The organism is Rhizobium leucaenae USDA 9039 (assembly GCF_000426285.1).
GTDB classification, from domain to species: Bacteria; Pseudomonadota; Alphaproteobacteria; order Rhizobiales; family Rhizobiaceae; genus Rhizobium; species Rhizobium leucaenae.
This window is the reverse complement of record NZ_AUFB01000005.1, coordinates 362,021-384,923: the sequence shown is the minus strand read 5'-3', so window position 1 is coordinate 384,923 and position 22,903 is coordinate 362,021. Positions and strand designations below refer to the sequence as shown.

Sequence of the window (22,903 nt, the reverse complement as noted above, 5' to 3'; positions counted from 1 at the left end):
GGGAAGTAGCTGCCGGTGCGAAGCTTGGGAATGCGCAGCTCGACGGTGCCCGCCCGTGTCTCCCAATCCCGGTCGCGATAGCCGTTACGCTGGGCCAGCCGGAAGCCATTCTTCTCGCCATAGGCCGCGCCGGTCTTCGTGCCGACCTCCAGCGCCATCAGCTTCTCGGCAGCAAAGCCGATCATCTCCCGCAGCAAATCGGCATCAGCGCTCTTCTCAACGAGTGAGCGCAGGTTCATCATGTCGTCGGTCATCGGTGGTGTCCCTCAGGTTGGCTCTAAGCAACCCGACCCTACCGGAAATCACCGATGGCTATGAAATCAAGCTACACCACTCCATGGGACACGATCCCCTATTTCACCGATGCCGAACGCGCAGCCCTTGCGCTCGGCGAGGCGATGACCCGGCTAGCCGACCGGCCGGACGCGGTGAGCGATGAAATCTGGAATGAGGCGGCCAAATACTATGACGAAAAAGCACTATCCGCTTTGATCATCTCGGTTGCCGTGGACAATGTCTGGAATCGGCTGAACGCGACGGTCCGCCAGCCGGCCGGAGCCTCCTGGAGCTGATGATATAAGATCATGGCAGCATTCCCTTCTCTCCGCGCGGGGAGAAGGGAACTAAGCGGCCCCGAGCCGTGACGTTGCCAGCAGCTTTGCCAGCCAGTCGACGAACACGCGCACCTTGTTGCTGAGATGCCGATTCGGGGGATAGACGATGTGGAGCGGCAGGGGCGGGCGCGTCCAGCCGGGTAGGATGGGGACGAGGTCGCCCTTGGCGAGCGCGTCTCGGACCATGAACGTCGGCGTCTGGGCGATGCCAAGGCCGGTCAATGCGGCGTTGACATAGCTGCGGCTGTCGTTGACCGAGAGGATATAGCGCGGGTTGATTTCCAGCGATTCGTTGCCGCGGTGGAATTCGAACGGAATTGTCCGGCCGGTCTGCGCGCGAAAATAGCTGATCGCATAGTGGCTGCTTTCCAACTCTTCCGGCCGTTCGGGCATGCCGAATTTTTCGATATAGCGAGGAGCGGCGCAGGTGACAAGATGCACTTCTCCCACGCGCCGGGCAATCAGCGACTGATCGCTCGGCATGCCCGCGCGCAGGGCGCAATCGACATTCTCCGCCAGATAGTCCACCAGCCGGTCGCCGACGCCAAGGTCGATACGGATGTCGGGATACCGCTGGTGAAAATCGCAGATTGCCGGCATGACGATGGTGTCAGCAAAGGCGCCCGCCATCTCGACGCGCAGGCGACCGCTTGGCAGGCTTTGCGAGTTGCTGATGCTGCCGTCCAGTTCCTCGATTTCGGAGAGGATCTGAATGGCGCGTTCATAGTAGAGAGCGCCGTCTGTCGTTACCATGACGCGACGGGTCGTGCGGTTCAGGAGCTTCGTGTGCAGATGCGACTCGAGCGACTGAATGAGCGTCGTCACCGTCGCCTTTGGCATCGAGAGGGTCGTTGCGGCGCGGGTGAAATTGCCCGTCTCCACCACGCGTGCGAAGGCCCGCATTGCTGATAGCTGGTCCATTTTGAGGCGCCTTTTTGACCGCAGCGGAAAAAACGGTCGATTGTTTGTTCTCGTGAATAGTCTGATCGAATATAGGCCACTTATTCTGAGAACGGAATAACAATATGTTGTAGATGTGAATGTTGCAACGCGGCATGGGGCGCTTGGAGCCGCGCAATCCGGAACATGATCCTGAAGCGTGTGAAACGGTTTTCGGAAGAGATCATGTTCAATCGAATAGATAAGGATGTGTGCCCATGAGTGCGCCGTGGAAAGATGTGATGCTGGAAAATGTGCCCACGGGGCCGGTTGCAGCACGGGTCTACAACGGTGAAGGTCTGAAGAAGGCGGCACCCATCGTGCTTTACCTGCACGGTGGCGCCTTTATCGACACCGAACATGCAATTGATCGGCCAGTGGCTGCAAGTCTTGCGGAAGCTGGGGCGATCGTGGTTGCTGCCGACTACACCAACGGCAACCAGAATGCCTTTCCGCAGGTCCTGGAAAGCGCCTACGGGATTCTCGCCTATCTCGGTAACAAGCGGAACATGCTTGCGCTGGGCGGGGCGAAGAAATCGCTGCTCTTTGTCGCCGGTGAGGAATCGGGTGGCAACGTTGCAGCGGGCGTGGCTTTAAAGGCGCGCGATCAGATGCCCGGTTCGCTGGACGGACAGGTGCTGATTTCGCCTTTGCTTGATCCTTTCATGGGATCGAAATCTTTCCTCCAGGCGGAGGAAAGCGGCATGCGCGAGCGTTGGACGGAGGGTTGGAACCGATACCTGGGTTTCCTGGGCGGTGTCTGCCATCCTTATGCAGCGCCTCGATACTGTTCGCGGCTTTCGGGCCTCGCGCCGGCATTGGTGCTCACGGCCGAGGACGACCCGCTCCGCGACGAGGGCATGGAATACGGCAGCCGCCTGAAAGGGGCCGGCGTCCGTGTTCGCCAGCAAGTCCTTCCCGCCGGGACAGGCTGGCCCACCATCTACGGCGGACAGTCTAAGGATAAGCCGTCATGGCAGCAGGATGTCTGCTGTTGTTTCAGGAACTTTGTCGAGGATGTGCAGGCTTGATCGTCCAAGTCTGATGATGTCGAGACGCTAGGAATTTTCGATCCCGTGCCCCAAGCCGGGATCAACAGGAGAGACTAACATGAAGTCCAACGGTAAGCGCTGGGCCCTATGGGGCGCCGGCATGGGTGTTGCTGCGGCCGTTGCAGGCGCAGCCTTCTATCTCGATATGCCCCGCGGCGCTCAAGCGACTGAGACGGCGGCCCCGGCTGCGAAGCCGGCGATCCCCGTCACCGTCGCCGCCGTCGAGGCGCGCGACATCACGACTTGGCAGGAGTTTTCCGGCCGGCTCGAAGCCATCGACCGTGTGGAGGTCCGTCCGCGTGTGGCCGGCGCCATCCTGTCGGTGCATTTCCGCGAAGGCGCGTTGGTCAAGCAGGGCGACCTGCTGGTGACGATCGATCCGGCACCCTATGAGGCGGCCGTCGCCCAGGCGCAGGCGGAAGTTGTTGCGGCCAAGGCCAAGCTGGATCTCGCCAAGGTCGAAGTCGACCGCGGCCAGAAGCTCTCCGACAACAAGACGATTTCGCAGAGCGATATGGACACGCGCGCCAGCAATTACGCCGAAGCCGCCGCCAATCTGAAGGCGGCGCAAGCCGCGCTGCAGACGGCACAGTTGAACCTCGACTATACGCAGGTTCGCGCGCCGATCGCCGGCCGCGTCGGTAAGATCGAGGTTACGGTTGGCAACCTCGTTGCCGCCGGTTCGGCTTCGCCGGCACTGACGACCCTGGTTTCGGTCGATCCGATCTATGCCAGCTTCAATGCCAGCGAACAGACGGTCACCCAGGCGCTTTCACAGCTCCCGGTCACTGATGGAGCGGCTCCGCCGGTCGAGCAGATCCCCGTGCAGATTGGCACCTCCAACGACAATGGCACGCCGATCACCGGCAAGCTGCAGCTCATCGACAACGAGGTGGATGCAGCCAGCGGCACGATCGCGGTGCGCGCGGTCTTCGACAATCCCGGCGGCCGTCTGATCCCGGGTCAGTTCGTGCGTGTTCGCATGGGTCAGCCGAAAGCTGAAAACAGGATCGTCATCAACGACCGCGCAGTCGGCACCGATCAGGACAAGAAGTTCGTCTTCGTCGTTGATGGTGATAACAAGGTCAATTACCGGCAGGTCCAACTCGGGTCGCTGGTCGACGGGCAGCGAGTGATCGAGAACGGCTTGAAAGTCGGCGAAAAGATCGTCGTCAACGGACTGCAGCGCATCCGTCCCGGTGCAGTCGTCGCACCGCAGATGGCTGAGAAGGTCGCGACCGCTCAATAAGACTTCGCCTTCTGCCCGTGGGCAGAAGGCCGATATCCGAAATCGCATGATCCGCCGGCGGCTTCCAAATCGCCGGACAGGGTTTTGCATCCGTTTTCACCCCGGAGGGGGCCTTGATATGAACATCTCCAGATTCTTTGTTGACCGCCCGGTCTTTGCCGGTGTTCTTTCGGTCCTCATCGTGGTCGCCGGCCTGATCGGCCTTAGAGCGCTGCCGATCTCCGAATATCCAGAGGTCGTGCCGCCGTCAATTGTCGTGCGCGCCACCTATCCCGGCGCCAACCCGACCGTCATCGCCGAAACCGTGGCGACGCCGCTCGAAGAGCAGATCAACGGCGTCGAGGGCATGCTCTACATGTCCAGCCAGGCAACATCAGACGGCGTTCTCAACGTGACGGTCACCTTCAAGCTCGGCACCGATCCGGATAAGGCGCAGCAGCTCGTGCAAAACCGCGTTTCGCAGGCCGAGCCGCGCCTGCCCACGGAAGTCCGTGCTCTCGGCATCACGACCGTCAAGAGCTCGCCCGACTTCATCATGGTCGTCAACCTCGTCTCGGACGGGGCCGACCACGACATCACCTATCTGCGAAACTATGCGACCCTGAACGTGAAGGATCGGCTCGCCCGCATCGAAGGCGTCGGGCAGGTGCAGGTCTTCGGCGCCGGCGACTATTCCATGCGCGTGTGGATCGATCCGCAGAAGGCGGCCGAGCATAATCTTGCCGCCAGCGACATCAGCAATGCGATCAGCTCCCAGAACGTCCAGGCTGCGGCCGGCATCATCGGTGCCTCACCCAGCCGGCCGGGCGTGGATCTGCAGCTCAACGTCAATGCGCAGGGCCGCCTGCGCACACCCGAGGAGTTCGGCAACATCATCGTCAAGACGGGCGCCAACGGCGAGATCACCCGCCTTCGCGACGTTGCCCGCGTCGAGCTCGGTGCGGAAGACTATACGCTGCGTTCGCTGCTCGACGGCAAGCCGGCCGTCGCCGTCGCGGTTCTCCAGGCGCCCGGTTCGAACGCGATCGAGATCGCCAACAACGTGCGCTCGACCATGAACCAGCTGCAGCAGGCCATGCCGGCGGGTGTCAAGTACGAGATCGTCTACGACACGACGAAATTCGTCCGCGCCTCGATCGAGAAGGTGATCGACACGTTGCTCGAAGCCATCGCGCTCGTCGTCCTCGTCGTCATCCTGTTCCTGCAGACATGGCGCGCCTCGATCATCCCGCTGATCGCCGTTCCCGTGTCGATCATCGGCACCTTTGCGGTGATGTATGTCTTCGGCTTCTCGATCAACGCGCTCAGTCTGTTCGGCCTAGTGCTGGCGATCGGTATCGTCGTAGACGACGCGATCGTGGTGGTTGAGAACGTCGAACGCAATATCGAGAACGGGCTTAGTCCGCGAGACGCCACCTACAAGGCCATGAAGGAGGTCTCCGGTCCGATCGTCGCGATCGCGCTGGTCCTCGTCGCGGTCTTCGTGCCGCTCGCCTTCATCTCCGGTCTGTCCGGCCAGTTTTACCGCCAGTTCGCGCTGACGATAGCAATCTCGACCGTCATCTCTGCCTTCAACTCGCTCACTCTGTCTCCGGCACTGGCATCCCTGCTCCTGAAGGGCCATCATGCGCCGAAGGATTGGTTGACGCGGTTCATGGACGCGATCTTCGGCTGGTTCTTCCGCGGCTTCAACCGGGCGTTCGGGGCCGGTTCGAAGTACTACGGCAAGGGCGTCGGCGGCCTAGTGTCGCGCAAGAGCATCGTCATGGTGCTCTATCTCGCGCTGGTGGGGGCGACCTACAGCCTGTTCACCACAGTTCCCGGCGGTTTCGTGCCGTCGCAGGACAAGCAGTATCTGATCGGCTTTGCACAGCTACCGGATGCTGCGAGCCTTGACCGCACGGAGGACGTGATCAAGCGCATGACCGATATTGCGCTCGCCCAGCCGGGCGTCGCCAATGCGATCGCCTTCCCGGGCCTGTCGATCAACGGCTTCACTAATTCCTCAAATGCCGGCATTGTTTTCGTGACGCTGAAGGACTTCGACGAGCGCAAGACGCCGGACCTTTCGGGCGGGGCGATCGCCATGGCGCTGAACCAGAAGTTCGGCGCCATCCAGGATGCCTTCATCGCCATGTTCCCGCCGCCGCCGGTCAACGGCCTCGGCACGACAGGCGGCTTCAAGCTGCAGATCGAGGATCGCGCCGGCCTCGGTAACCAGGCGCTCGACCAGGCGGCCAAGGCAGTGATCGCCAAGGCCTACCAGACGCCGGAACTCACCGGCATCTTCTCGAGCTTCCAGATCAACGTGCCGCAGCTCTTTGCCGATCTCGACCGCGCCAAGGCCGAACAACTCGGGGTCTCCGTCACGGACGTCTTCCAGACGCTGCAGATCTACCTCGGTTCGCTCTACGTGAACGACTTCAACGCCTTCGGCCGCACCTACAGCGTCCGCGTGCAGGCCGATGCCAAGTTCCGCGCTCAGCCGGAAGATATCGGTCAGTTGAAGGTTCGTGCGGCATCGGGCCAGATGATCCCGCTTTCAGCCCTGCTGAAGGTGGACGCCACCACCGGTCCGGAACGCACGAACCGCTATAACGGCTTCCTTGCAGCCGATATCAATGGCGGTCCGGCGCCTGGCTACTCGTCGGGCCAGGCACAGGCGGCGATCGAGAAGATTCTGCATGAGACGTTGCCGCCCGGCATTGATTTCGAATGGACGGACTTGACCTACCAGCAGATTCTGGCCGGCAATTCCAGCGTCGTTGTTTTCCCGCTGGCACTGCTGCTGGTCTTCCTCGTGCTGGCCGCCCAATACGAGAGCCTGACCTTGCCGCTCGCCATCATCATGATCGTGCCGATGGGCGTATTGGCGGCGCTGACCGGCGTCTGGCTCACGGGTGGAGACAACAACATCTTCACGCAGATCGGCCTGGTGGTGCTCGTCGGCCTGTCGGCGAAGAACGCGATCCTGATCGTGGAATTCGCCCGCGAGCTGGAATTCGAAGGCCGCACGCCGATGCAGGCCGCCGTCGAAGCCAGCCGCCTGCGTCTGCGCCCGATCCTGATGACCTCGATGGCCTTCATCATGGGCGTAGTGCCCTTGGTCACCTCGACCGGCGCCGGTGCCGAGATGCGCGCCGCCATGGGTGTCGCTGTGTTCTCGGGCATGATCGGCGTAACGTTCTTCGGCATCTTCATGACGCCGGTGTTCTACGTGCTGATCCGGAGGCTGACGGGCAACCGTCCGCTGAAGCAGCATCATCACAACGACAACAACACCCATTCGGCAGAGGTTCTCCCGATCGCCGCCGAATAGGAGAGCCGTGTCAGGCAGTACCCCCAGTGCTCGATATGTCGTGGGCGGGACCGCAAGGTCCCGCCCTTTTTTATCTCACCTGGCTGTCATATTTTCCATTTCGGCCAATCTGTTTTTCGAAGATTTCGCCCCTTGTTCGCCAATTTCATTTGCATGCTGACGTCATGGGTTTATCAAACAGTTAGGCACATGATTGACGTACATCGGGCCGGAGGAGCCGCCCGCTGATGGTCATTCAGGAGGGAGGATTCCATGCACATCGCCATCATCGGAGCAGCCGGCATGATTGGCCGAAAACTGACCGCACGGTTGATCGCCGATGGCGGTCTCGGGAGCCGGCAGATCACCAGGCTGACATTGGTCGACGTCATCGAACCCCCTTTGCCTCGGGGTTTTACAGGCAAGGTGAAGGCTCGTGCCCGGGATCTATCCGCGCCGGGAGCGGCGGAGAAGATCATCGCCCGCCGGCCGGATGTGATCTTCCATCTCGCGGCGATCGTCTCCGGCGAGGCGGAACTCGATTTCGACAAGGGGTATCGCATCAATCTCGACGGCACCCGGCAACTCTTCGAGGCGATCCGTGCCGTCCATGCCGAGGATGGCTATCGTCCGCGTGTCGTCTTTACCTCTTCCTGCGCTGTTTTCGGCTCGCCCTTTCCGACGCCTATCCCCGACGATTTCCATCTGACGCCGCTCACCAGCTACGGCACGCAGAAGGCGATCAGCGAACTGCTGCTGGCCGACTATACGCGGCGCGGTATTTTCGATGGCATCGGTATTCGCCTGCCAACCATCTGCATTCGTCCCGGCAAACCGAATCGGGCGGCCTCCGGTTTCTTCTCCGGCATATTGCGCGAGCCGCTGATCGGCCAGGAAGCCGTGCTGCCGGTGCCGGAGGATGTGCGGCATTGGCATGCCTCGCCGCGCTCGGCGGTCGGATTTCTCATCCACGGCGCGACGATCGATCTTACGCCGGTTGGGGCTGACCGGAGTCTCTCCATGCCGGGCGTCAGCGCGACAGTTGGCGAGCAGATCGAGGCTCTCCGTCGCATTGCCGGCGACAAAGCGGTAAAGTTGATCCGCCGCGAGCCGGACGAGTTGGTGATGAGGATCGTTGCCGGCTGGGCGCAAGGCTTTACGGCGACGCGGGCCCGGGAATTGGGTTTTGTGGCCGAGAACTCTTTCGATGAGATCATTCAGGTCCATATCGAAGACGAATTGGAAGGACGCATTGCATGAGCGATCGGAAGATTGCTTTTCTCGGAACCGGGCTGATGGGAGCCCCGATGGCGCGGCGTTTGCTCGGGTCCGGCTTTGCAGTCACCGTCTGGAACCGCGATCGGAGCAAGGCTGACGCATTGGCGGCCGATGGGGCAACCGTTGCCGCGACGGCGGCAGAGGCTGCGAAAGGTGCCGCCGTCTTGTTCACCATGCTGACCAATGCCGGTGCGGTCAGTGAGGTGCTGTTCGGAAGCGGCGTCGCTGAAGCATTGGACCCCGGCGTTGTTGTGGTCGACCATAGTTCCATTCCGCCGCCGGCCGCCCGCGAGAATGCAGCTAAATTGGCCAAGCGCGGCGTTCATCACATCGATGCCCCAGTCTCCGGCGGCGTGGTCGGCGCGGTTGCCGGGACGCTGGCGATCATGGCGGGCGGCGAGGCCGAAATCATCGATCGTATCCGCGACGTGCTGGCCCCGCTCGGCCGGGTTACCCGTGTGGGGCCAAGCGGCGCCGGCCAGCTCGCCAAGCTCGGCAACCAGCAGATCGTCGCGGTCACCATCGGCGCGATCGCGGAGGCCATGCTTCTCGTCGAAGCCGGCGGCGGCTCGCGCGAGGCGTTTCGCACCGCCATTCGCGGTGGCTTTGCCGAAAGCCGGATTTTGGAGCTGCATGGTCAGCGCATGATCGAGCGCAATTTCGTACCCGGCGGCACGTCGCGCAACCAACTGAAAGATCTCGACGCCGTTCTGGCCGCAGCGCAAAGCTTGTCGCTTCATCTGCCGTTGACCGAGGCCGTTAGGGCGGAGTTTGCCGAATTCGTGGAGCAGGGTGGCGGCGAAAGCGATCACAGTGGCTTGCTGGCGCATCTGGAAGAAAAGAATGCTCGAGGAAAGACCTGAGGAAGACATGACCGACAACGGCATATCCAAGCGCCGTCTGCGTTCGCAGGACTGGTTCGACAATCCCGATCATATCGACATGACCGCGCTCTATCTCGAACGCTTCATGAATTATGGCATCACGCCGGAAGAGCTGCGCTCCGGCAAGCCAATTATCGGCATTGCCCAGAGCGGCAGCGACCTGACGCCCTGCAACCGCCATCACCTCGATCTCGCCAAGCGCATCCGCGACGGCATTCGCGATGCCGGCGGCATTCCGATTGAATTCCCGACCCATCCCATGTTTGAGAATTGCAAGCGTCCGACGGCAGCACTCGACCGCAATCTCGCCTATCTCGGCCTTGTCGAAGTGCTTTACGGCTATCCGCTCGATGGCGTCGTGCTGACGACGGGTTGCGACAAGACCACGCCGTCGGCGTTGATGGCAGCCTCCACGGTCAATATTCCGGCGATCGTTCTCTCCGGCGGTCCTATGCTCGATGGCTGGCACGATGGCGAGCTGGCCGGTTCCGGCACGGTGATCTGGCGCTCGCGCCGCAAGCTGGCGGCCGGGGAGATCGACGAAGAGGGTTTCATGGAAGCGTCGCTCGCCTCGGCGCCTTCGATCGGCCATTGCAACACCATGGGCACGGCCTCGACAATGAACGCCATGGCCGAGGCGCTCGGCATGTCGCTCACCGGCTGCGCCGCCATTCCCGGCGCCTATCGCGAACGCGGGCAGATGGCCTACCGCACCGGGCGGCGCGCCGTCGAACTGGTGCTGGAAGATATCAAGCCATCCGATGTCCTGACCCGTCCGGCCTTCCTGAATGCCATCAAAGTCAATTCGGCCATCGGCGGCTCCACCAATGCGCAGCCGCATCTAGCGGCGATGGCCAAGCACGCCGGGGTCGAGCTCCATCCAGATGATTGGCAGGTGCATGGATTCGACATTCCGCTGCTTGCCAATGTGCAGCCGGCAGGCGCCTATCTCGGCGAGCGCTTCCACCGCGCCGGCGGCGTGCCGGCCGTCATGTGGGAGCTGCTGCAGGCCGGCAAGCTCGACGGCGACTGTCCGACGGTCACCGGCAAGACGATGGCGGAGAACCTGAAGGGCAGGGAAGCCACCGACCGCGAGGTTATCCGTCCTTTCGCCGAGCCGCTGAAGGAGCGGGCGGGCTTCCTGGTGCTGAAAGGCAATCTCTTCGATTTCGCGATCATGAAGATGAGTGTCGTTTCGGAGGATTTCCGCCGCCGCTATCTGCAGGAGCCGGGCCGCGAGGGCGTGTTCGAAGGCAGGGCGGTGGTGTTCGACGGATCGGAGGACTATCACAAGCGCATCAATGATGCCGATCTCGGTATCGATGAGAACACGATCCTCGTCATTCGCGGCGCAGGGCCGATCGGTTGGCCGGGCTCTGCCGAGGTGGTCAACATGCAGCCGCCGGACGCGTTGCTGAAGCGGGGCATCCGCAGTCTGCCCACGATCGGTGACGGCCGCCAATCGGGTACAGCCGACAGCCCGTCGATCCTGAACGCCTCGCCGGAAAGCGCCGCCGGCGGCGGCCTTGCATGGGTGCGGACCGGGGACACCATCCGCATCGATTTCAATCATGGCCGCTGCGACATGCTGGTCGACGAGACCGAAATCGAGCGGCGCAAGGGCGACGGCATCCCGGCGGTTCCGCCGGACGCGACGCCTTGGCAACGCATCTACCGCCGCTCAGTCACCCAACTTTCCGATGGCGCGGTGCTCGACGGCGCTGCCGATTTCCGCAACATCGCGGCCAACCCTCCGCGCCATAATCATTAACTACAAATTGATCGCACCAATAGTTGCAGGCAAAAGCCCGCAGCTACTGAAGGGCTATTAAATATCGCTAAAGGGAGTGGTGCAAAGATACCGCCGAAATCATGCAAACTTTTCATGTGCCCGGAGGGGGTTCGAACTCGGTGGAAGAGACGGTGTCAGGGCGATCCGAACAGGAGTTCCAAGACCTCTTGAGGAGGCTGGAATTGGCACTGGAGACGTCTCAAATCGGCGTCTGGGAACATAGTTTGAACGGAGAGGAAGTGCTCTGGGATCCGCAGATGCACAAGCTTTATCAGACCGGCCGTACAGATCGCAAAGTCTCCTCCGCGATCTGGCTGAGCGCTCTTCATCCCGACGATGTCGAGCGGGCAATCGCCGAGTTCGAGGCAGCGATTGCGGAAAAGGGTTTTTACAATTCGCAATTTCGGATCGTCCTGCCCGGAGGAAATATACGTTATCTTCGCTCGCGCGCCCATTTTTACGAGGGGCCTGACGGCCAGCCGTCTCTGATCGGTGCGGAGTGGGATGTCACGGCCGATGTGCTGCTCAACCGCGAGCTCACCAACCAGAAGGCGGTCGCGGAAGCTCGCGCAATCGCGCTGGAGCAGAGCCGTGCTCGCATCGAACATGCCGCCGATCATGACTATCTGACCGGTCTCCCCAACCGCCGGTGTTTCGATCGCCGCCTGACCGAACTGCGCGCCAATGCGGCGGTCAAGACGCTCGCCGTGCTGCACATCGATCTCGATTGTTTCAAACAGATCAACGACAAATGGGGACATGCGGCCGGTGACGTGACGCTGCAGAATGCAGCGGTGCGGATTTCCGGAGCGATTGCTGCCGATGACATCGTCGCCCGCATCGGTGGCGACGAGTTCGTCGTGGTATTGGTCAACCTCGATAGTGCCGATGAACTCAGGACCATTGCCGAGGATATTCTCTGGCGGCTGCGGCGCGACGTTCGCTTCGGCCATGACATGCTGCAGGTGGGCGCCTCGATCGGCGCCGCTTGGAGCGTCGTTGACGAGGCCGGCAACCTCCTGGCGGAATCCGATATCGCGCTCTATCAGGCCAAGAAACTCGGCCGCAACCGCGTCGAATTCTTCACGTCGAAACTGCAATCCGATCTACAGGCCGCACGGCAACTGGCTGAGGAATTGCGACTGGCGCTGACGCGAAGTGAAATTGTGCCTTTCTATCAAATCCAGGTTGACGCGCGTAGTAGGCAGATCGTTGGAGTGGAGGCGCTGGCCCGATGGTGGCATCCGGAGAAGGGCCTGCTGGCGCCGGCTGCCTTCCTCAAGGTGGCTGAGGAATACGGGCTGACGGCCGAGATCGACGCGGCCATCCTGAGCCGCGTGCTGTTCGACCGCGCTGCCTGGGCCCTGCAGGGCCTGACGCCGCCGCGAATCGCCGTCAACATCTCGGGAAGCCGTCTGGCCGATCCACATCTGATCGAACGGCTGCAGGCGCAGAATATCCCAAGCCATGCCATTGCCTTCGAATTGATCGAGACGATCTTTCTCGACGATCCCGACGACAAGTTGCTCGCCAATATCGACGCGATCAAACAGATGGGCATCGAGATCGAGATCGATGATTTCGGCTCCGGCCATGCCTCGCTGATCGGGCTGGTGAAACTGAAGCCGAAGCGGCTGAAGATCGACCGGCAGTTGGTGACGGCTATCACCGTTTCAGACGAACAGCGCCGCATGGTTGGCGCGATCGTGGAAATAGCGAGAGCCCTCAGTGTGGAGGTCATCGCCGAGGGCGTGGAAACCGAGGATCATGCGCGGCTCCTGGCGCGCGCCGGCTGTGATGGACTTCAGGGCTATGCATTCGGTTATCCCTTACCGGCGAACGAGATTGCGATGCTGTTGGCTTCGGGCAAACCCCACGACAACGCCGGACCTACTGGATTTGCAGGGCGGCTATCAGCCCATAGCTAATGACACCGAGCGTCAGCAGGGACAGCGTGGCTGCGGTGATCACCCGGCCGCCGGCATGGGCAACGGAGCGGATATTTACCGACAGGCCGAGCGCCGCCATCGCAATCACCGTCAGGATGTTGGAGGCCACCGCCATCGGCGTGACCAGCGCGTCCGGGATCAGGCCGAAAGAGCGCAGCGCCATCAGCCCGAGAAAGCCGCAGATGAACCAGGGGACCAGCGAGTGGCGGTGGCCTGTGCGGCTATCGATCCCCGCCGTTTCCGTCTTGGTGAGGATGCCTAGCAGGAAGATGACAGGCCCGAGCATCAGCACGCGCACAAGCTTGACCAGGGTGCCGGTCTGCACGGCAAGGAGGCTGACCGGCGCAGTGGCGGCAAGCACCTGCGGCACGGCATAGACTGTCAATCCTGCCAGCACGCCATATTGCGGTACGCTCATGCCGGCGTGGAAATAGAGAAGCGGCAGCAGGAAGACGGCGGCGATGCCGAGCACGGCGGTGAAGGCAAGAGCGGCGGCAATTTCCTCCGAACCGGCCTCGATGACCGGGGCTACGGCGACGATGGCCGAGTTGCCGCAGATGGAGTTGCCACAGGCAATCAAAGTCGCCAGTTTCGGCGGCAGGCCGAGCAGCCGGCCGATCATGTAGGTCGCTGCGATCGACAGCACAACGACAATGGCGATGCCGGCGATCAGCCAGACGCCGGCGCTGCTGATGGCCGAGAGGCTGATCGAGGCTCCGAGCAGGACAATGGCAATTTCCAGCAGGATCTTGGCGCTGAAATCGATGCCGGGGCGCAGCGCGGGCTTCAGGGGCTTTACGGTGCAGATGACAATGCCGAGTGCAATGGCGAGCACCAGGCTTTCGATCCATCTGCCGCCGAGAATGCCGATCTCGATGTGCTCGCCAGCATAGGCGAGGAGGGCCACGAGGCTCGTCAGGGCAAGACCCGGGAGGATAATATTGGCTCGGTGGAAAAGGGGCATGCGAACCGCCGTTCGGCTACGAGAATTTGCTATAAAGAGAAACTCTCACCTCTCGACGTCGACATCCATCGAATATTATTCTATGTTTCGTTCGATTAATTAGAATGATTTCCCATGACCTTTGAGCAGCTCGCTATTTTTGTCGCCGTCGCCGAGCGGGAACATTTGACCCATGCTGCAGAGGCTATTCATTTGACGCCGTCGGCTGTCAGTGCGGCCATCAAGAACCTCGAAGGCTACTATGGCGTCGAGCTGTTTCACCGTGTCGGCCGGCGAATCGAGCTGACGGAAACCGGCCGTACCTTTCTCGGCGAGGCGAAGGCGACGCTGGCTCGCGTACGCTCGGCGGAGCTCATGCTATCCGAACTCGGCGGCCTGCAGCGCGGCCGGCTTAGCCTACGCGCCAGTCAGACCATCGCCAGCTATTGGCTGCCACCCGTGCTGATGCGCTTTCACCGCGATTATCCTGGCATCGAGCTCGATCTGACGATCGGCAATACGCGTACGGTCACCGAGGCGGTCATCGAAGGTACCGCCGAATTGGGCTTCGTCGAAGGGGAGGTGGATGCGCCGGTTCTGTCGATGAAAGTCGTTGCGCAGGATGCGCTTGCCATCGTCGTGCCGCCAGATCATCTCTGGGCCGATGGCCGGAGCCTGACCGTTGGCGATCTTGTCACCGGGACATCGTGGGTGATGCGCGAGGAAGGTTCGGGTACGCGGTCCGAATTCGAAAATGCCATCATCAAGCTCGGCACTTCGCCGCATGAGCTTAGCGTGGCGCTGGTGCTGCCGTCGAATGAGGCCGTGCTATCGGCGGTCTGCTCCGGGCAGAGCGCGGCGGCAATTTCCAGTGCGGCGGCCACGGCTTATCTGCAGCAGGGATTGCTGGTGCGAGCGGCCTTCGACCTCCCGGTCCGCAGCTTCCGTCTGCTCCGTCACAAGGAGCGCCACGCCAGCAAGGCGGCGTTGACCCTGGAAGCCATGTGCAGAAGCTGAAGCGTTAACAGGAAGAGAGGGCGCGCTTTTTCGCAGGAATTGCGAAAAGCGAACCGCTCCGGCTAGAGCTGCTCCATCCGGCGCTGACTGGCGATGACAAGATCGATTTCATTGCGGTCGAGCATGGCTCGGATATCCGGAGGTGGTACATCGTCGGTGACCATCATGTCATACATGGCGGGATCGTCGATGATGATCGGGGCGCTGCGGCCGAATTTGGCGCTGTCGGCGACGATAATGCGGTTTTCTGCCCGCCGCGCTGCTTCGCGGGAATATTCCGCCTCCTCCAGATCGTGCAGCATGAAGCCGGAGACGGCATTGACAGCGCCGACGGACAATACCGCGTGGCGAACATTGAAGCGGCGGAGGAAGTTGGTTGCTTCCGTGCCAAAGGCACCGCCGTCGTGGCTGCGCAACTCTCCGCCGGCGAAGAAAACGCGATTGCCGTTGCGGGTCGCCAGCGCATGGGCGACCGAGACGGCGTTCGTGACGATGAACAGATTTTGATGTTTTTGCAGCGCCACGGCAATGAAAGCCGTCGTAGAGCCTATGTCGAGGAAGATCGTATCGCCATTCTGGATCATTGCCGCGACGCGGGCCGCGATCATGCGTTTGGCCTCGGCATTCTCGTTCATCCGGAAATGCAGCGGCTGCTCGATGATCGAGTCCTTGATATGAACGCCGCCATGCACCTTGGTGACGAGACCATTGGCTTCCAGGCTGCGGATATTGCGGCGGATGGTCTCCTCGGAAACCGCCAGCCGCTCGGCGAGGAACTGAATGCGGCTTGCACCGCCGGCGAGCCGAAGCTCCTCCAGGATCTCGCGTTCCCGATGGTTAGAATGAAGCGGCACCTGCGAGATGTCCGACATAGTCTCGATCCTATCTAAGACATGATCCAAAAACGTGCGAAGCAGCTTGCGGATAAGACCATGCCTGATCAAACATCTAGAGCGGGATAACGACTCAAACGCAAGTCATCTCGTTCCAATCACCTCGAGATTGAATTTTTAAGTCAAATCTCACCTACGGTGAAGCTTTCTGTTGCAAATATCCATAGCCTAATAGGGATTAGACCTTCTTGCCCGCATAATCCAACAAAAAACCAAATGAGCGTTTCATTTTGTGGGTAGTTCTTGACAGTTCTCCTTTTGTGAGGAACCTTTTACATCCAAAAGACGCGCGATTTTGACGCTGGAGGAGGGATGACCGCAACGCCCGAAGACAAGATCCAGGCTCTTGGCATTTGGCGCGGACCGACCGATATCGCTCCGCTGGTGGGCGGCATCACCAATCGTAATTACCTGGTCACCGACAGCAGCAGGCGTTTCGTCGTCAGGCTTGGAACGGACATTCCGGTTCACCACATCAGCCGTGCCAACGAACTGGCCGCAAGCAGGGCAGCGCATGCGGCGGGTTTGTCGCCCGCTGTCGTTCACTCCGAGCCAGGCGTCCTCGTGCTAGATTACATTGATGGAAAACCGCTCATAGCGGAGGATATTCGCGACCCCTTGATGCTGGCGCGCATTGTACCGCTTGTCCGTTTCTGTCACCAGAATGTCGCCAAACATTTTCGTGGTGCTGGCGCCATCTTCTGGGTTTTTCATGTGGTGCGCGACTATGCCGCTCTTCTCGAAGAGGGCGGGAGCCGTCATGAAACATTGCTGCCTTCCTTTCTCGATGTCGCCGAGCGACTGGAGCGGGCCGCCAGGCCTTTCGACATTGTTTTCGGCCACAACGATCTGCTGGCCGGCAATTTTCTCGATGACGGAACCAGGCTCTGGCTGATCGATTGGGACTATGCGGGCTTCAATACGCCGCTCTTCGATCTCGGCGGTCTTGCCTCGAACAACGAATTTTCCGAGAGCCAGGAAACGGCGATGCTGGAGGCCTATTTCGAGGCGCCGGTGAGCGACGAGCTACGTCGGCGCTATCAGGCGATGAAATGCGCTTCGCTATTGCGCGAGACGATGTGGAGCATGGTTTCCGAAATCCACTCCGATATCGATTTCGATTATTCAGCCTATACGAGCGAAAATCTGGCGCGATTCGAGCGTGCCTATCAATCATTCCGGAATTCTTGAGGTGATGCCATGAAAGAACTGCCCAAGACAGCGAAGGCGGTCGTCATCGGCGGGGGTATCGTCGGCTGTTCGACTGCCTATCACCTTGCCAAGCTCGGGCTGACCGAGACGGTGCTGCTGGAGCGAAAGAAGCTGACTTCGGGGACGACGTTCCATGCCGCGGGTCTCGTCGGGCAATTGCGGACCAGCGCCAATATCACACAGATGCTCGGCTATTCCGTCGATCTCTATAAGAGACTGGAGGCCGAGACCGGGCTTGCCACCGGTTGGAAGATGAACGGCGGCCTGCGCCTTGCCTGCAACGAGGAACGCTGGACGGAAGTCAAGCGGCAGGCGACGACGGCGCAATCCTTCGGGCTGCAGATGCATCTGCTGACGCCGAAGGAGGCCTTCGATCTCTGGCCGTTGATGGATACGGACGATCTCGTCGGCGCGGCCTATCTGCCGACCGACGGACAGGCCAACCCTTCCGATATCACCCAGGCGCTGGCGAAGGGCGCGCGCATGGCCGGCGCTTCGATTTTCGAGGATACCGAGGTCCTCGATCTGGAGATCGACAAGGGCAGGATCCGTGCCGTCGTCACCAACCAGGGCCGCATCGAATGCGAGCGCGTCGTGGTCTGCGCCGGGCAGTGGACCCGAAGTTTTGCGGCGCGCTTCGGCGTCAACGTGCCGCTCGTCTCCGTCGAGCATCAATATCTCATCACAGAATCCTTCGGCGTCCCCTCCAATCTGCCGACGCTGCGCGATCCTGACAGGTTGACCTATTACAAGGAGGAGGTCGGCGGGTTGGTGATGGGCGGCTATGAGCCGAACCCGATTCCCTGGGCGATCGACGGCATCCCCAAGGAATTTCACTACACGCTGCTCGATAGCAATTTCAATCACTTCGAGCAGATCATGGAGCAGGCGCTGATGCGCGTGCCGGCCCTGCAGACAGCGGGCATCAAGCAGCTTCTGAACGGACCCGAGAGCTTTACCCCCGATGGCAATTTCATCCTCGGCGAAGCGCCGGAGCTCCGGAACTTCTTCGTCGGCGCGGGCTTCAACGCCTTCGGCATCGCGTCAGCGGGCGGGGCCGGCATGGCCCTCGCCGAATGGGTGGCAAAGGGCGAGCCGCCCTACGATCTCTGGCCGGTCGACATCAGGCGCTTCGGCCGCCCGCATTTCGATACGGACTGGGTGCGCACCCGAACGCTGGAAGCCTATGGCAAGCACTACACCATGGCCTGGCCGTTCGAGGAGCATTCCAGCGGCCGTCCCTGCCGCAAGTCGCCGCTCTACGACCGGCTGAAGGCGCAGGGTGCTTGTTTCGGCGAAAAGCTCGGCTGGGAGCGGCCGAACTGGTTCGCCGACCTTTTCGCCGGCGAGGAGCCGAAGGATATCTACAGCTATGGCCGCCAGAACTGGTTCGCTGCGGTCGATCGGGAGCACAGGGCGGTGCGCGAGGCGGCCGTGATCTTCGATCAGACGTCTTTTGCAAAATTCGTGCTGAAGGGGCGAGACGCCGAAGCCGCGCTTTCCTGGATCGCCGCCAACGATGTCGCCAAGCCCGTCGGCGCCTTGACCTATACGCAGATGCTGAACGACAAAGGCGGCATCGAATGCGATGTCACCGTGGCGCGCGTTGCCGAGAACGAATTCTACATTACGACAGGCACCGGTTTTGCCACGCATGATTTCGACTGGATCGCCAGGAATATTCCGGCCGAGATGCATGCCGAACTGGTGGACATAACCTCCGCCTATTCCGTCCTGTCGCTGATGGGGCCGAATTCACGCAGAGTGCTGGAATCCGTCACCTCGGATGATGTTTCGAACGCTGTGTTTCCTTTCCTGCGGGTGAAGACCATCGGCATTGCCGGTTGCCCGGTTCGAGCGCTGCGGGTGACCTATGTCGGCGAGCTCGGTTACGAGCTGCATGTGCCGGTGGAATATGCGGCCACGGTCTATGATGCGCTGATGGCCGCCGGCCGTCATCACGGATTGGTCAATGCAGGTTACCGCGCGATCGAAAGCTGCCGGCTGGAAAAGGGCTATCGTGCCTGGGGTTCCGATATCGGCCCTGACCATACGCCCGTGGAAGCCGGGCTCGCCTGGGCGGTGAAGATGAAGAAGAACATCGCCTTCCGCGGTCGTGAGGCCATCGAGCGGCAGTTGGCTTCGGGGGTGAAGAAGTTGTTTGCCTGCTTCGTGCCCGATGACCCCGGAACCGTGCTGCTCGGCCGCGAGACGATCTATCGCGACGGCCAACGCGTCGGCTGGCTGTCGAGCGGCGGCTATGGCTACACGATCGGCAAGCCGATCGGTTACGGCTATGTCCGCAATGCCGATGGGGTCACCGAGGATTTCGTGCTTGGCGGTCGATACGAACTCGACGTTGCCCAACGCCGCGTGCCCTGCCAAGTGTCGTTGACGCCGCTCTATGACCCGCAGATGGCGCGGATCAAGACGTGATGATGGAAAGATTGAGTCATCTCTTGATGGCGATGGCTGGGGGCTTTATGACCGTTGCACAAGTCGCGACAGGGGCCGAAGTGCGGTGAAAAGCTTTTTCGATGCGGTCAGGCTGCTGCTCGCTGATTTGGCCTCCAGCCTATTTTTTGTCGTTCTGCTTGCCCTCACGCATAATGCGGCCCTTTCGGCTTGCGCGGCGATAGTGTTTGGCCTTGTCCAAATCGGGATACAATACCTCCGACGGAAGCCAATCGATACCATGGAATGGCTGAGCCTCTTTCTGGTCATTGCTGCAGGCACGGCAACGCTGCTGACGGACGATCCGCGTTTCGTGCTGTTCAAGCCGAGCGTTATCTACTCGCTTGTCGGCGTGGTGATGCTTAAACCGGGCTGGATGCATCGGTATCTGCCGGCTATTGCCCGCACAATCGCGCCCGATGTCGCTACTTATGTGGGCTTTGCCTGGGCTGGCCTGATGTTCCTGTCAGCTGCGCTCAATGTGCTCGTTGCCATCGCCTTTGATCTATCCACATGGGCGGTTGTCATGCCGGCCTTCGGTATCGGCAGCAAAGTGGTGCTGATGCTGGCCGGATTTACCGCAATCCGCCTCACGGTGAGGCGACGCGTACGTGCCATGCCTGAGGCCGAACGCGAAGCGTTGCTGATCTCGACGGGGGAGAGAGCACAATCGCAGTCTCTGGCGACGTCCACCACCGGAAAGCTGTGACCTGCCTACCGCAATGGAAGTCCTTTCCTTGACACGCTGGCGCTTTCATCCTCAATCGACATGCTGACGAAAGATGGAGGTGAGGGACGATGGCGGACGCGGGCATCAAGCTGGAGGAAAGCTGGAAAGAGGCGCTGTCACAGGAATTCGTCAGCCCCTATATGCAGCAGCTCAAATCCTTTCTTGTCGAGGAGAAGCAGCGCGGCAAGGTGATCTTTCCGCGCGGCAGCGAATATTTCCGGGCCTTGGACCTGACGCCGCTCGATGAAGTGCAGGTCGTGATCCTCGGGCAGGATCCCTATCATGGTATCGGCCAGGCGCATGGGCTTTGCTTCAGCGTTCGCCCCGGCGTGCGCATCCCGCCGTCGCTCGTCAATATCTACAAGGAACTGGAAACCGATCTCGGCGTCCCGCCGGCGCGTCACGGCTTTCTCGAAAGCTGGGCGAAGCAGGGCGTGCTTCTGCTCAACAGCGTGCTGACGGTCGAGGAATCACAGGCCGCCTCGCATCAGGGCAAGGGTTGGGAGCGCTTCACCGATGCCGTCATCCGCAGGGTCAACGACGAATGTGACGGCGTGGTCTTCATGCTTTGGGGCTCCTATGCACAGAAGAAAGCCGCCTTCGTCGATACCGAGCGGCATCTCGTGCTGAAAGCCGCGCACCCATCGCCGCTGTCGGCGCATAATGGCTTCCTCGGCTGCCGGCATTTCTCCAGGGCAAATGCCTATCTGGCCGAACACGGCAAGGATCCGATCGACTGGGCTTTGCCGAGCGATCCCAGCCATCAGTAAGATGCCTGATCCCAAGGATTAATTACTGACACGCCGGTATCGTCAAAATCGCCGACATTGCGTGTAACGACAATCAGATCATGGACGATTGCAGTGGCCGCGATCAGCCCGTCGGCATCGCCGCGGGGACGCAGTGCGGCAATACGACCCCATTCGACAGCGATTTGGTCGGTAATGGGCAGGATGCGGCCGCTGTGACCATGGCGAAGCTTGCGCAGCCATTCTTCCAGATGTGCGGCGGTTCGCGGATCGGTCCTTCGTTTCAGGGCGATCCCGCGCATCACTTCGCCGAGCGTGATGACGCTGAGATAGACGGTGGACGGATCGGCGGTGCGCAGCCAGGATATTGCCTCAGCGGTGCCGCGACGGGCTTCGGAAATAACATTGGTATCGATCAGATACATTAGAAGGCGATATCCCGGCTTGGCGTCTTGTCTCGCGTCGTCACCGCATCGGCCAACTCATCATCCCAGGCCGGCCCTGACAGCAGATCATCGACCAGGCTCGGTCTGCCGGCCCGCAAGGCGTCATAGTCTTCAGCGGAGAGAACAACGGCCGCGCGTTCACCGCGCAATGTCACAGTTTGCGGACCTTCGCTGCGTGCCTTCTGCACGACTTTCGAGAATTGATTTTTGGCATCTTGCAACGGCCAATCCATCGGTCGATCTCCTGGCTAGACTGTCTAGATTAGAATAATATGCGCGATGGCCTGAGGCAATACCAACACGCTGTATCTTGAGGCGAGATGGCATTATTGAACGATGGCAATTTATCGTTCAACAATCAGAGACAATCCGTTTGGCTATTAGGGGCTATCGAAAAGCCGGCCGTGGGACCATCTTCTGCTCATGAGAAACGCCTGCCGTTGCGGGCGAGATAAGGGGTAAAAGATGCTCAATCAGATCAAGGGTCTTCACCACGTTACTTCGATGGCGGAAGACGCCCGTACCAACAATAGGTTCTTCACGGATACGCTCGGCTTGCGCCGCGTCAAGAAGACGGTCAATTTCGACGCGCCCGATGTCTATCACCTCTATTACGGTGACGAGATCGGCACGCCAGGGACGATCATGACCTATTTCCCGTTCCCGAAGATGGCCCGCGGCCGTCCGGGCACCGGCGAAGTCGGCAATACCGTTTTCTCCATTCCGGAAGGCGCGATCGGCTACTGGACGGAGCGGCTTAGCAAGCAGGGTGTCGAGGCTCTGAAGGCGGATGAATCCTTCGGCCAGAAGCGTCTGCATTTCGCTGGCCCCGATGGTGACGGTTTCGCGCTTGTCGAGGTCAAGAATGACGATCGTCAGCCCTGGACCCATGGCGGCGTCGATGCCGAGCATGCCATCCGCGGCTTCCATTCCGTCGCCATGCGGCTGCGGGACGAGGGGGCTACGGCCGAACTGTTGAAATACATGGGCTATGAAGTGGTCGACACGCATGAGGGCGTGAAGCGTCTCGCCATTCCCGGCGGCAACGGTGCCGACTTCGTCGATCTCGAAACCATGCCGAACATTGGCCGTGCGCTTCCCGGTGCTGGTTCCGTCCACCACGTCGCCTTTGCCGTCGAGAATCGCGCAAAGCAGCTCGAAGTGCGCAAGGCGCTGATGGATACGGGATATCAGGTCACGCCGGTCATCGATCGTGACTATTTCTGGGCGATCTATTTCCGCACGCCGGGCGGCGTGCTGTTCGAAGTCGCCACCAACGAGCCCGGTTTCAACCGTGACGAAGATACGGCCCATCTCGGCGAGGCGCTGAAGTTACCGGAACAGCACGCCCATCTGCGGGCGCTGCTCGAGCAGCATCTCGAACCGCTGGACGCTTAATCAGGG

At 60.9% G+C, this 22,903-nt stretch carries 19 protein-coding genes and 1 pseudogene; 14 read left to right on the top strand and 6 right to left on the bottom strand.

What is annotated here, in order from left to right:
* The coding region (locus K290_RS0110910) for a transposase (RefSeq protein ID WP_028751962.1) at window positions 1-254 on the bottom strand (254 nt) is incomplete at its 3' end.
* A gap of 84 nt (window positions 255-338) precedes the next feature.
* Between K290_RS0110910 and K290_RS34005 the strand changes: the two are divergent.
* Window positions 339-572 (top strand): annotated as a pseudogene (locus K290_RS34005) (carboxymuconolactone decarboxylase family protein); the annotation flags it as partial.
* Between the two features lie 51 nt (window positions 573-623).
* Here the strand turns inward: K290_RS34005 and K290_RS0110900 are convergent.
* Window positions 624-1,535, bottom strand: a complete 912-nt coding sequence (locus K290_RS0110900; RefSeq protein WP_028751961.1) for a LysR family transcriptional regulator — start codon at window positions 1,533-1,535, stop codon at window positions 624-626.
* 236 nt (window positions 1,536-1,771) lie between these two features.
* On the opposite strand from K290_RS0110900, the gene K290_RS0110895 reads away from it, so the two are divergent.
* The 7 genes from K290_RS0110895 to K290_RS34000 all read left to right on the top strand — a co-directional run bounded on the left by K290_RS0110895 (window position 1,772) and on the right by K290_RS34000 (window position 13,034).
* Window positions 1,772-2,584 (top strand): alpha/beta hydrolase fold domain-containing protein, encoded by an 813-nt coding sequence (locus K290_RS0110895; RefSeq protein ID WP_028751960.1) that lies wholly within the window; start codon window positions 1,772-1,774, stop codon window positions 2,582-2,584.
* 79 nt (window positions 2,585-2,663) lie between these two features.
* Window positions 2,664-3,854, top strand: a complete 1,191-nt coding sequence (locus tag K290_RS0110890; RefSeq protein WP_028751959.1) for an efflux RND transporter periplasmic adaptor subunit — start codon at window positions 2,664-2,666, stop codon at window positions 3,852-3,854.
* A gap of 118 nt (window positions 3,855-3,972) precedes the next feature.
* Window positions 3,973-7,173, top strand: coding sequence for an efflux RND transporter permease subunit (locus K290_RS0110885; RefSeq protein WP_028751958.1), 3,201 nt, complete (start codon window positions 3,973-3,975; stop codon window positions 7,171-7,173).
* 252 nt (window positions 7,174-7,425) lie between these two features.
* A complete protein-coding gene (gene denD / locus K290_RS0110880) occupies window positions 7,426-8,412 on the top strand; it encodes a D-erythronate dehydrogenase (protein WP_028751957.1) in 987 nt (328 codons plus the stop codon).
* Window positions 8,409-9,293 (top strand): NAD(P)-dependent oxidoreductase, encoded by an 885-nt coding sequence (locus K290_RS0110875; RefSeq protein ID WP_028751956.1) that lies wholly within the window; start codon window positions 8,409-8,411, stop codon window positions 9,291-9,293. The genes denD and K290_RS0110875 overlap by 4 nt, the downstream gene beginning before the upstream one ends.
* A 7-nt stretch (window positions 9,294-9,300) precedes the next feature.
* The gene (locus K290_RS0110870) at window positions 9,301-11,085 is read left to right on the top strand and encodes an IlvD/Edd family dehydratase (protein WP_028751955.1); all 1,785 of its coding nucleotides are present in this window, start codon (window positions 9,301-9,303) and stop codon (window positions 11,083-11,085) included.
* A gap of 101 nt (window positions 11,086-11,186) precedes the next feature.
* A complete protein-coding gene (locus K290_RS34000) occupies window positions 11,187-13,034 on the top strand; it encodes a bifunctional diguanylate cyclase/phosphodiesterase (RefSeq protein WP_172831035.1) in 1,848 nt (615 codons plus the stop codon).
* Here the strand turns inward: K290_RS34000 and K290_RS0110860 are convergent.
* Window positions 12,997-14,019: a YeiH family protein gene (locus tag K290_RS0110860; RefSeq protein ID WP_028751954.1), complete on the bottom strand. Its 1,023-nt coding sequence runs from the start codon at window positions 14,017-14,019 to the stop codon at window positions 12,997-12,999. The genes K290_RS34000 and K290_RS0110860 overlap by 38 nt on opposite strands.
* A 114-nt stretch (window positions 14,020-14,133) precedes the next feature.
* Between K290_RS0110860 and K290_RS0110855 the strand changes: the two genes are divergently transcribed.
* Entirely contained in the window at window positions 14,134-15,015 is an 882-nt protein-coding gene (locus tag K290_RS0110855) for a LysR substrate-binding domain-containing protein (RefSeq protein ID WP_028751953.1), read from the top strand.
* A 62-nt stretch (window positions 15,016-15,077) separates the two neighbouring features.
* Here the strand turns inward: K290_RS0110855 and K290_RS0110850 are convergent, their stop codons facing one another.
* On the bottom strand, window positions 15,078-15,887 hold the full coding sequence (locus tag K290_RS0110850) for a DeoR/GlpR family DNA-binding transcription regulator (RefSeq protein WP_028751952.1): 810 nt from the start codon (window positions 15,885-15,887) through the stop codon (window positions 15,078-15,080).
* A gap of 333 nt (window positions 15,888-16,220) precedes the next feature.
* On the opposite strand from K290_RS0110850, the gene K290_RS0110845 reads away from it, so the two are divergent.
* From K290_RS0110845 to ung, 4 genes are all read left to right on the top strand, one after another.
* A complete protein-coding gene (locus K290_RS0110845) occupies window positions 16,221-17,099 on the top strand; it encodes a phosphotransferase (RefSeq protein WP_028751951.1) in 879 nt (292 codons plus the stop codon).
* Window positions 17,100-17,108: 9 nt separating this feature from the next.
* Window positions 17,109-19,556, top strand: a complete 2,448-nt coding sequence (locus tag K290_RS0110840; protein ID WP_028751950.1) for a GcvT family protein — start codon at window positions 17,109-17,111, stop codon at window positions 19,554-19,556.
* Window positions 19,525-20,283 carry an inner membrane-spanning protein YciB gene (locus K290_RS0110830; protein ID WP_210311367.1) on the top strand — a complete coding sequence of 253 codons (759 nt, stop codon included), beginning with the start codon at window positions 19,525-19,527 and terminating at the stop codon, window positions 20,281-20,283. The genes K290_RS0110840 and K290_RS0110830 overlap by 32 nt, the downstream gene beginning before the upstream one ends.
* An 89-nt stretch (window positions 20,284-20,372) precedes the next feature.
* Window positions 20,373-21,074 (top strand): uracil-DNA glycosylase, encoded by a 702-nt coding sequence (gene ung, locus K290_RS0110825; protein WP_028751948.1) that lies wholly within the window; start codon window positions 20,373-20,375, stop codon window positions 21,072-21,074.
* Here ung and K290_RS0110820 read toward each other — a convergent pair.
* Entirely contained in the window at window positions 21,068-21,478 is a 411-nt protein-coding gene (locus K290_RS0110820) for a type II toxin-antitoxin system VapC family toxin (RefSeq protein WP_028751947.1), read from the bottom strand. The two genes, ung and K290_RS0110820, sit on opposite strands and share 7 nt — an antisense overlap.
* Window positions 21,478-21,732 carry a type II toxin-antitoxin system Phd/YefM family antitoxin gene (locus K290_RS0110815; RefSeq protein ID WP_028751946.1) on the bottom strand — a complete coding sequence of 85 codons (255 nt, stop codon included), beginning with the start codon at window positions 21,730-21,732 and terminating at the stop codon, window positions 21,478-21,480. Before K290_RS0110815 ends, K290_RS0110820 begins: the two co-directional genes overlap by 1 nt.
* A gap of 232 nt (window positions 21,733-21,964) precedes the next feature.
* Here K290_RS0110815 and K290_RS0110810 point away from each other — a divergent pair, with 232 nt between their 5' ends.
* A complete protein-coding gene (locus K290_RS0110810) occupies window positions 21,965-22,897 on the top strand; it encodes a VOC family protein (RefSeq protein ID WP_028751945.1) in 933 nt (310 codons plus the stop codon).
* Window positions 22,898-22,903: the final 6 nt, after the last annotated feature.

Bases quoted from the DNA above. Each gene is read 5' to 3' on its own strand.
- K290_RS0110900 (WP_028751961.1), bottom strand. From the start codon at position 1,535: ATGGACCAGCTATCAGCAATGCGGGCCTTCGCACGCGTGGTGGAGACG.
- K290_RS0110895 (WP_028751960.1), top strand. From the start codon at position 1,772: ATGAGTGCGCCGTGGAAAGATGTGATGCTGGAAAATGTGCCCACGGGG.
- K290_RS0110890 (WP_028751959.1), top strand. From the start codon at position 2,664: ATGAAGTCCAACGGTAAGCGCTGGGCCCTATGGGGCGCCGGCATGGGT.
- K290_RS0110885 (WP_028751958.1), top strand. From the start codon at position 3,973: ATGAACATCTCCAGATTCTTTGTTGACCGCCCGGTCTTTGCCGGTGTT.
- denD (WP_028751957.1), top strand. From the start codon at position 7,426: ATGCACATCGCCATCATCGGAGCAGCCGGCATGATTGGCCGAAAACTG.
- K290_RS0110875 (WP_028751956.1), top strand. From the start codon at position 8,409: ATGAGCGATCGGAAGATTGCTTTTCTCGGAACCGGGCTGATGGGAGCC.
- K290_RS0110870 (WP_028751955.1), top strand. From the start codon at position 9,301: ATGACCGACAACGGCATATCCAAGCGCCGTCTGCGTTCGCAGGACTGG.
- K290_RS34000 (WP_172831035.1), top strand. From the start codon at position 11,187: ATGCAAACTTTTCATGTGCCCGGAGGGGGTTCGAACTCGGTGGAAGAG.
- K290_RS0110860 (WP_028751954.1), bottom strand. From the start codon at position 14,019: ATGCCCCTTTTCCACCGAGCCAATATTATCCTCCCGGGTCTTGCCCTG.
- K290_RS0110855 (WP_028751953.1), top strand. From the start codon at position 14,134: ATGACCTTTGAGCAGCTCGCTATTTTTGTCGCCGTCGCCGAGCGGGAA.
- K290_RS0110850 (WP_028751952.1), bottom strand. From the start codon at position 15,887: ATGTCGGACATCTCGCAGGTGCCGCTTCATTCTAACCATCGGGAACGC.
- K290_RS0110845 (WP_028751951.1), top strand. From the start codon at position 16,221: ATGACCGCAACGCCCGAAGACAAGATCCAGGCTCTTGGCATTTGGCGC.
- K290_RS0110840 (WP_028751950.1), top strand. From the start codon at position 17,109: ATGAAAGAACTGCCCAAGACAGCGAAGGCGGTCGTCATCGGCGGGGGT.
- K290_RS0110830 (WP_210311367.1), top strand. From the start codon at position 19,525: ATGACCCGCAGATGGCGCGGATCAAGACGTGATGATGGAAAGATTGAG.
- ung (WP_028751948.1), top strand. From the start codon at position 20,373: ATGGCGGACGCGGGCATCAAGCTGGAGGAAAGCTGGAAAGAGGCGCTG.
- K290_RS0110820 (WP_028751947.1), bottom strand. From the start codon at position 21,478: ATGTATCTGATCGATACCAATGTTATTTCCGAAGCCCGTCGCGGCACC.
- K290_RS0110815 (WP_028751946.1), bottom strand. From the start codon at position 21,732: ATGGATTGGCCGTTGCAAGATGCCAAAAATCAATTCTCGAAAGTCGTG.
- K290_RS0110810 (WP_028751945.1), top strand. From the start codon at position 21,965: ATGCTCAATCAGATCAAGGGTCTTCACCACGTTACTTCGATGGCGGAA.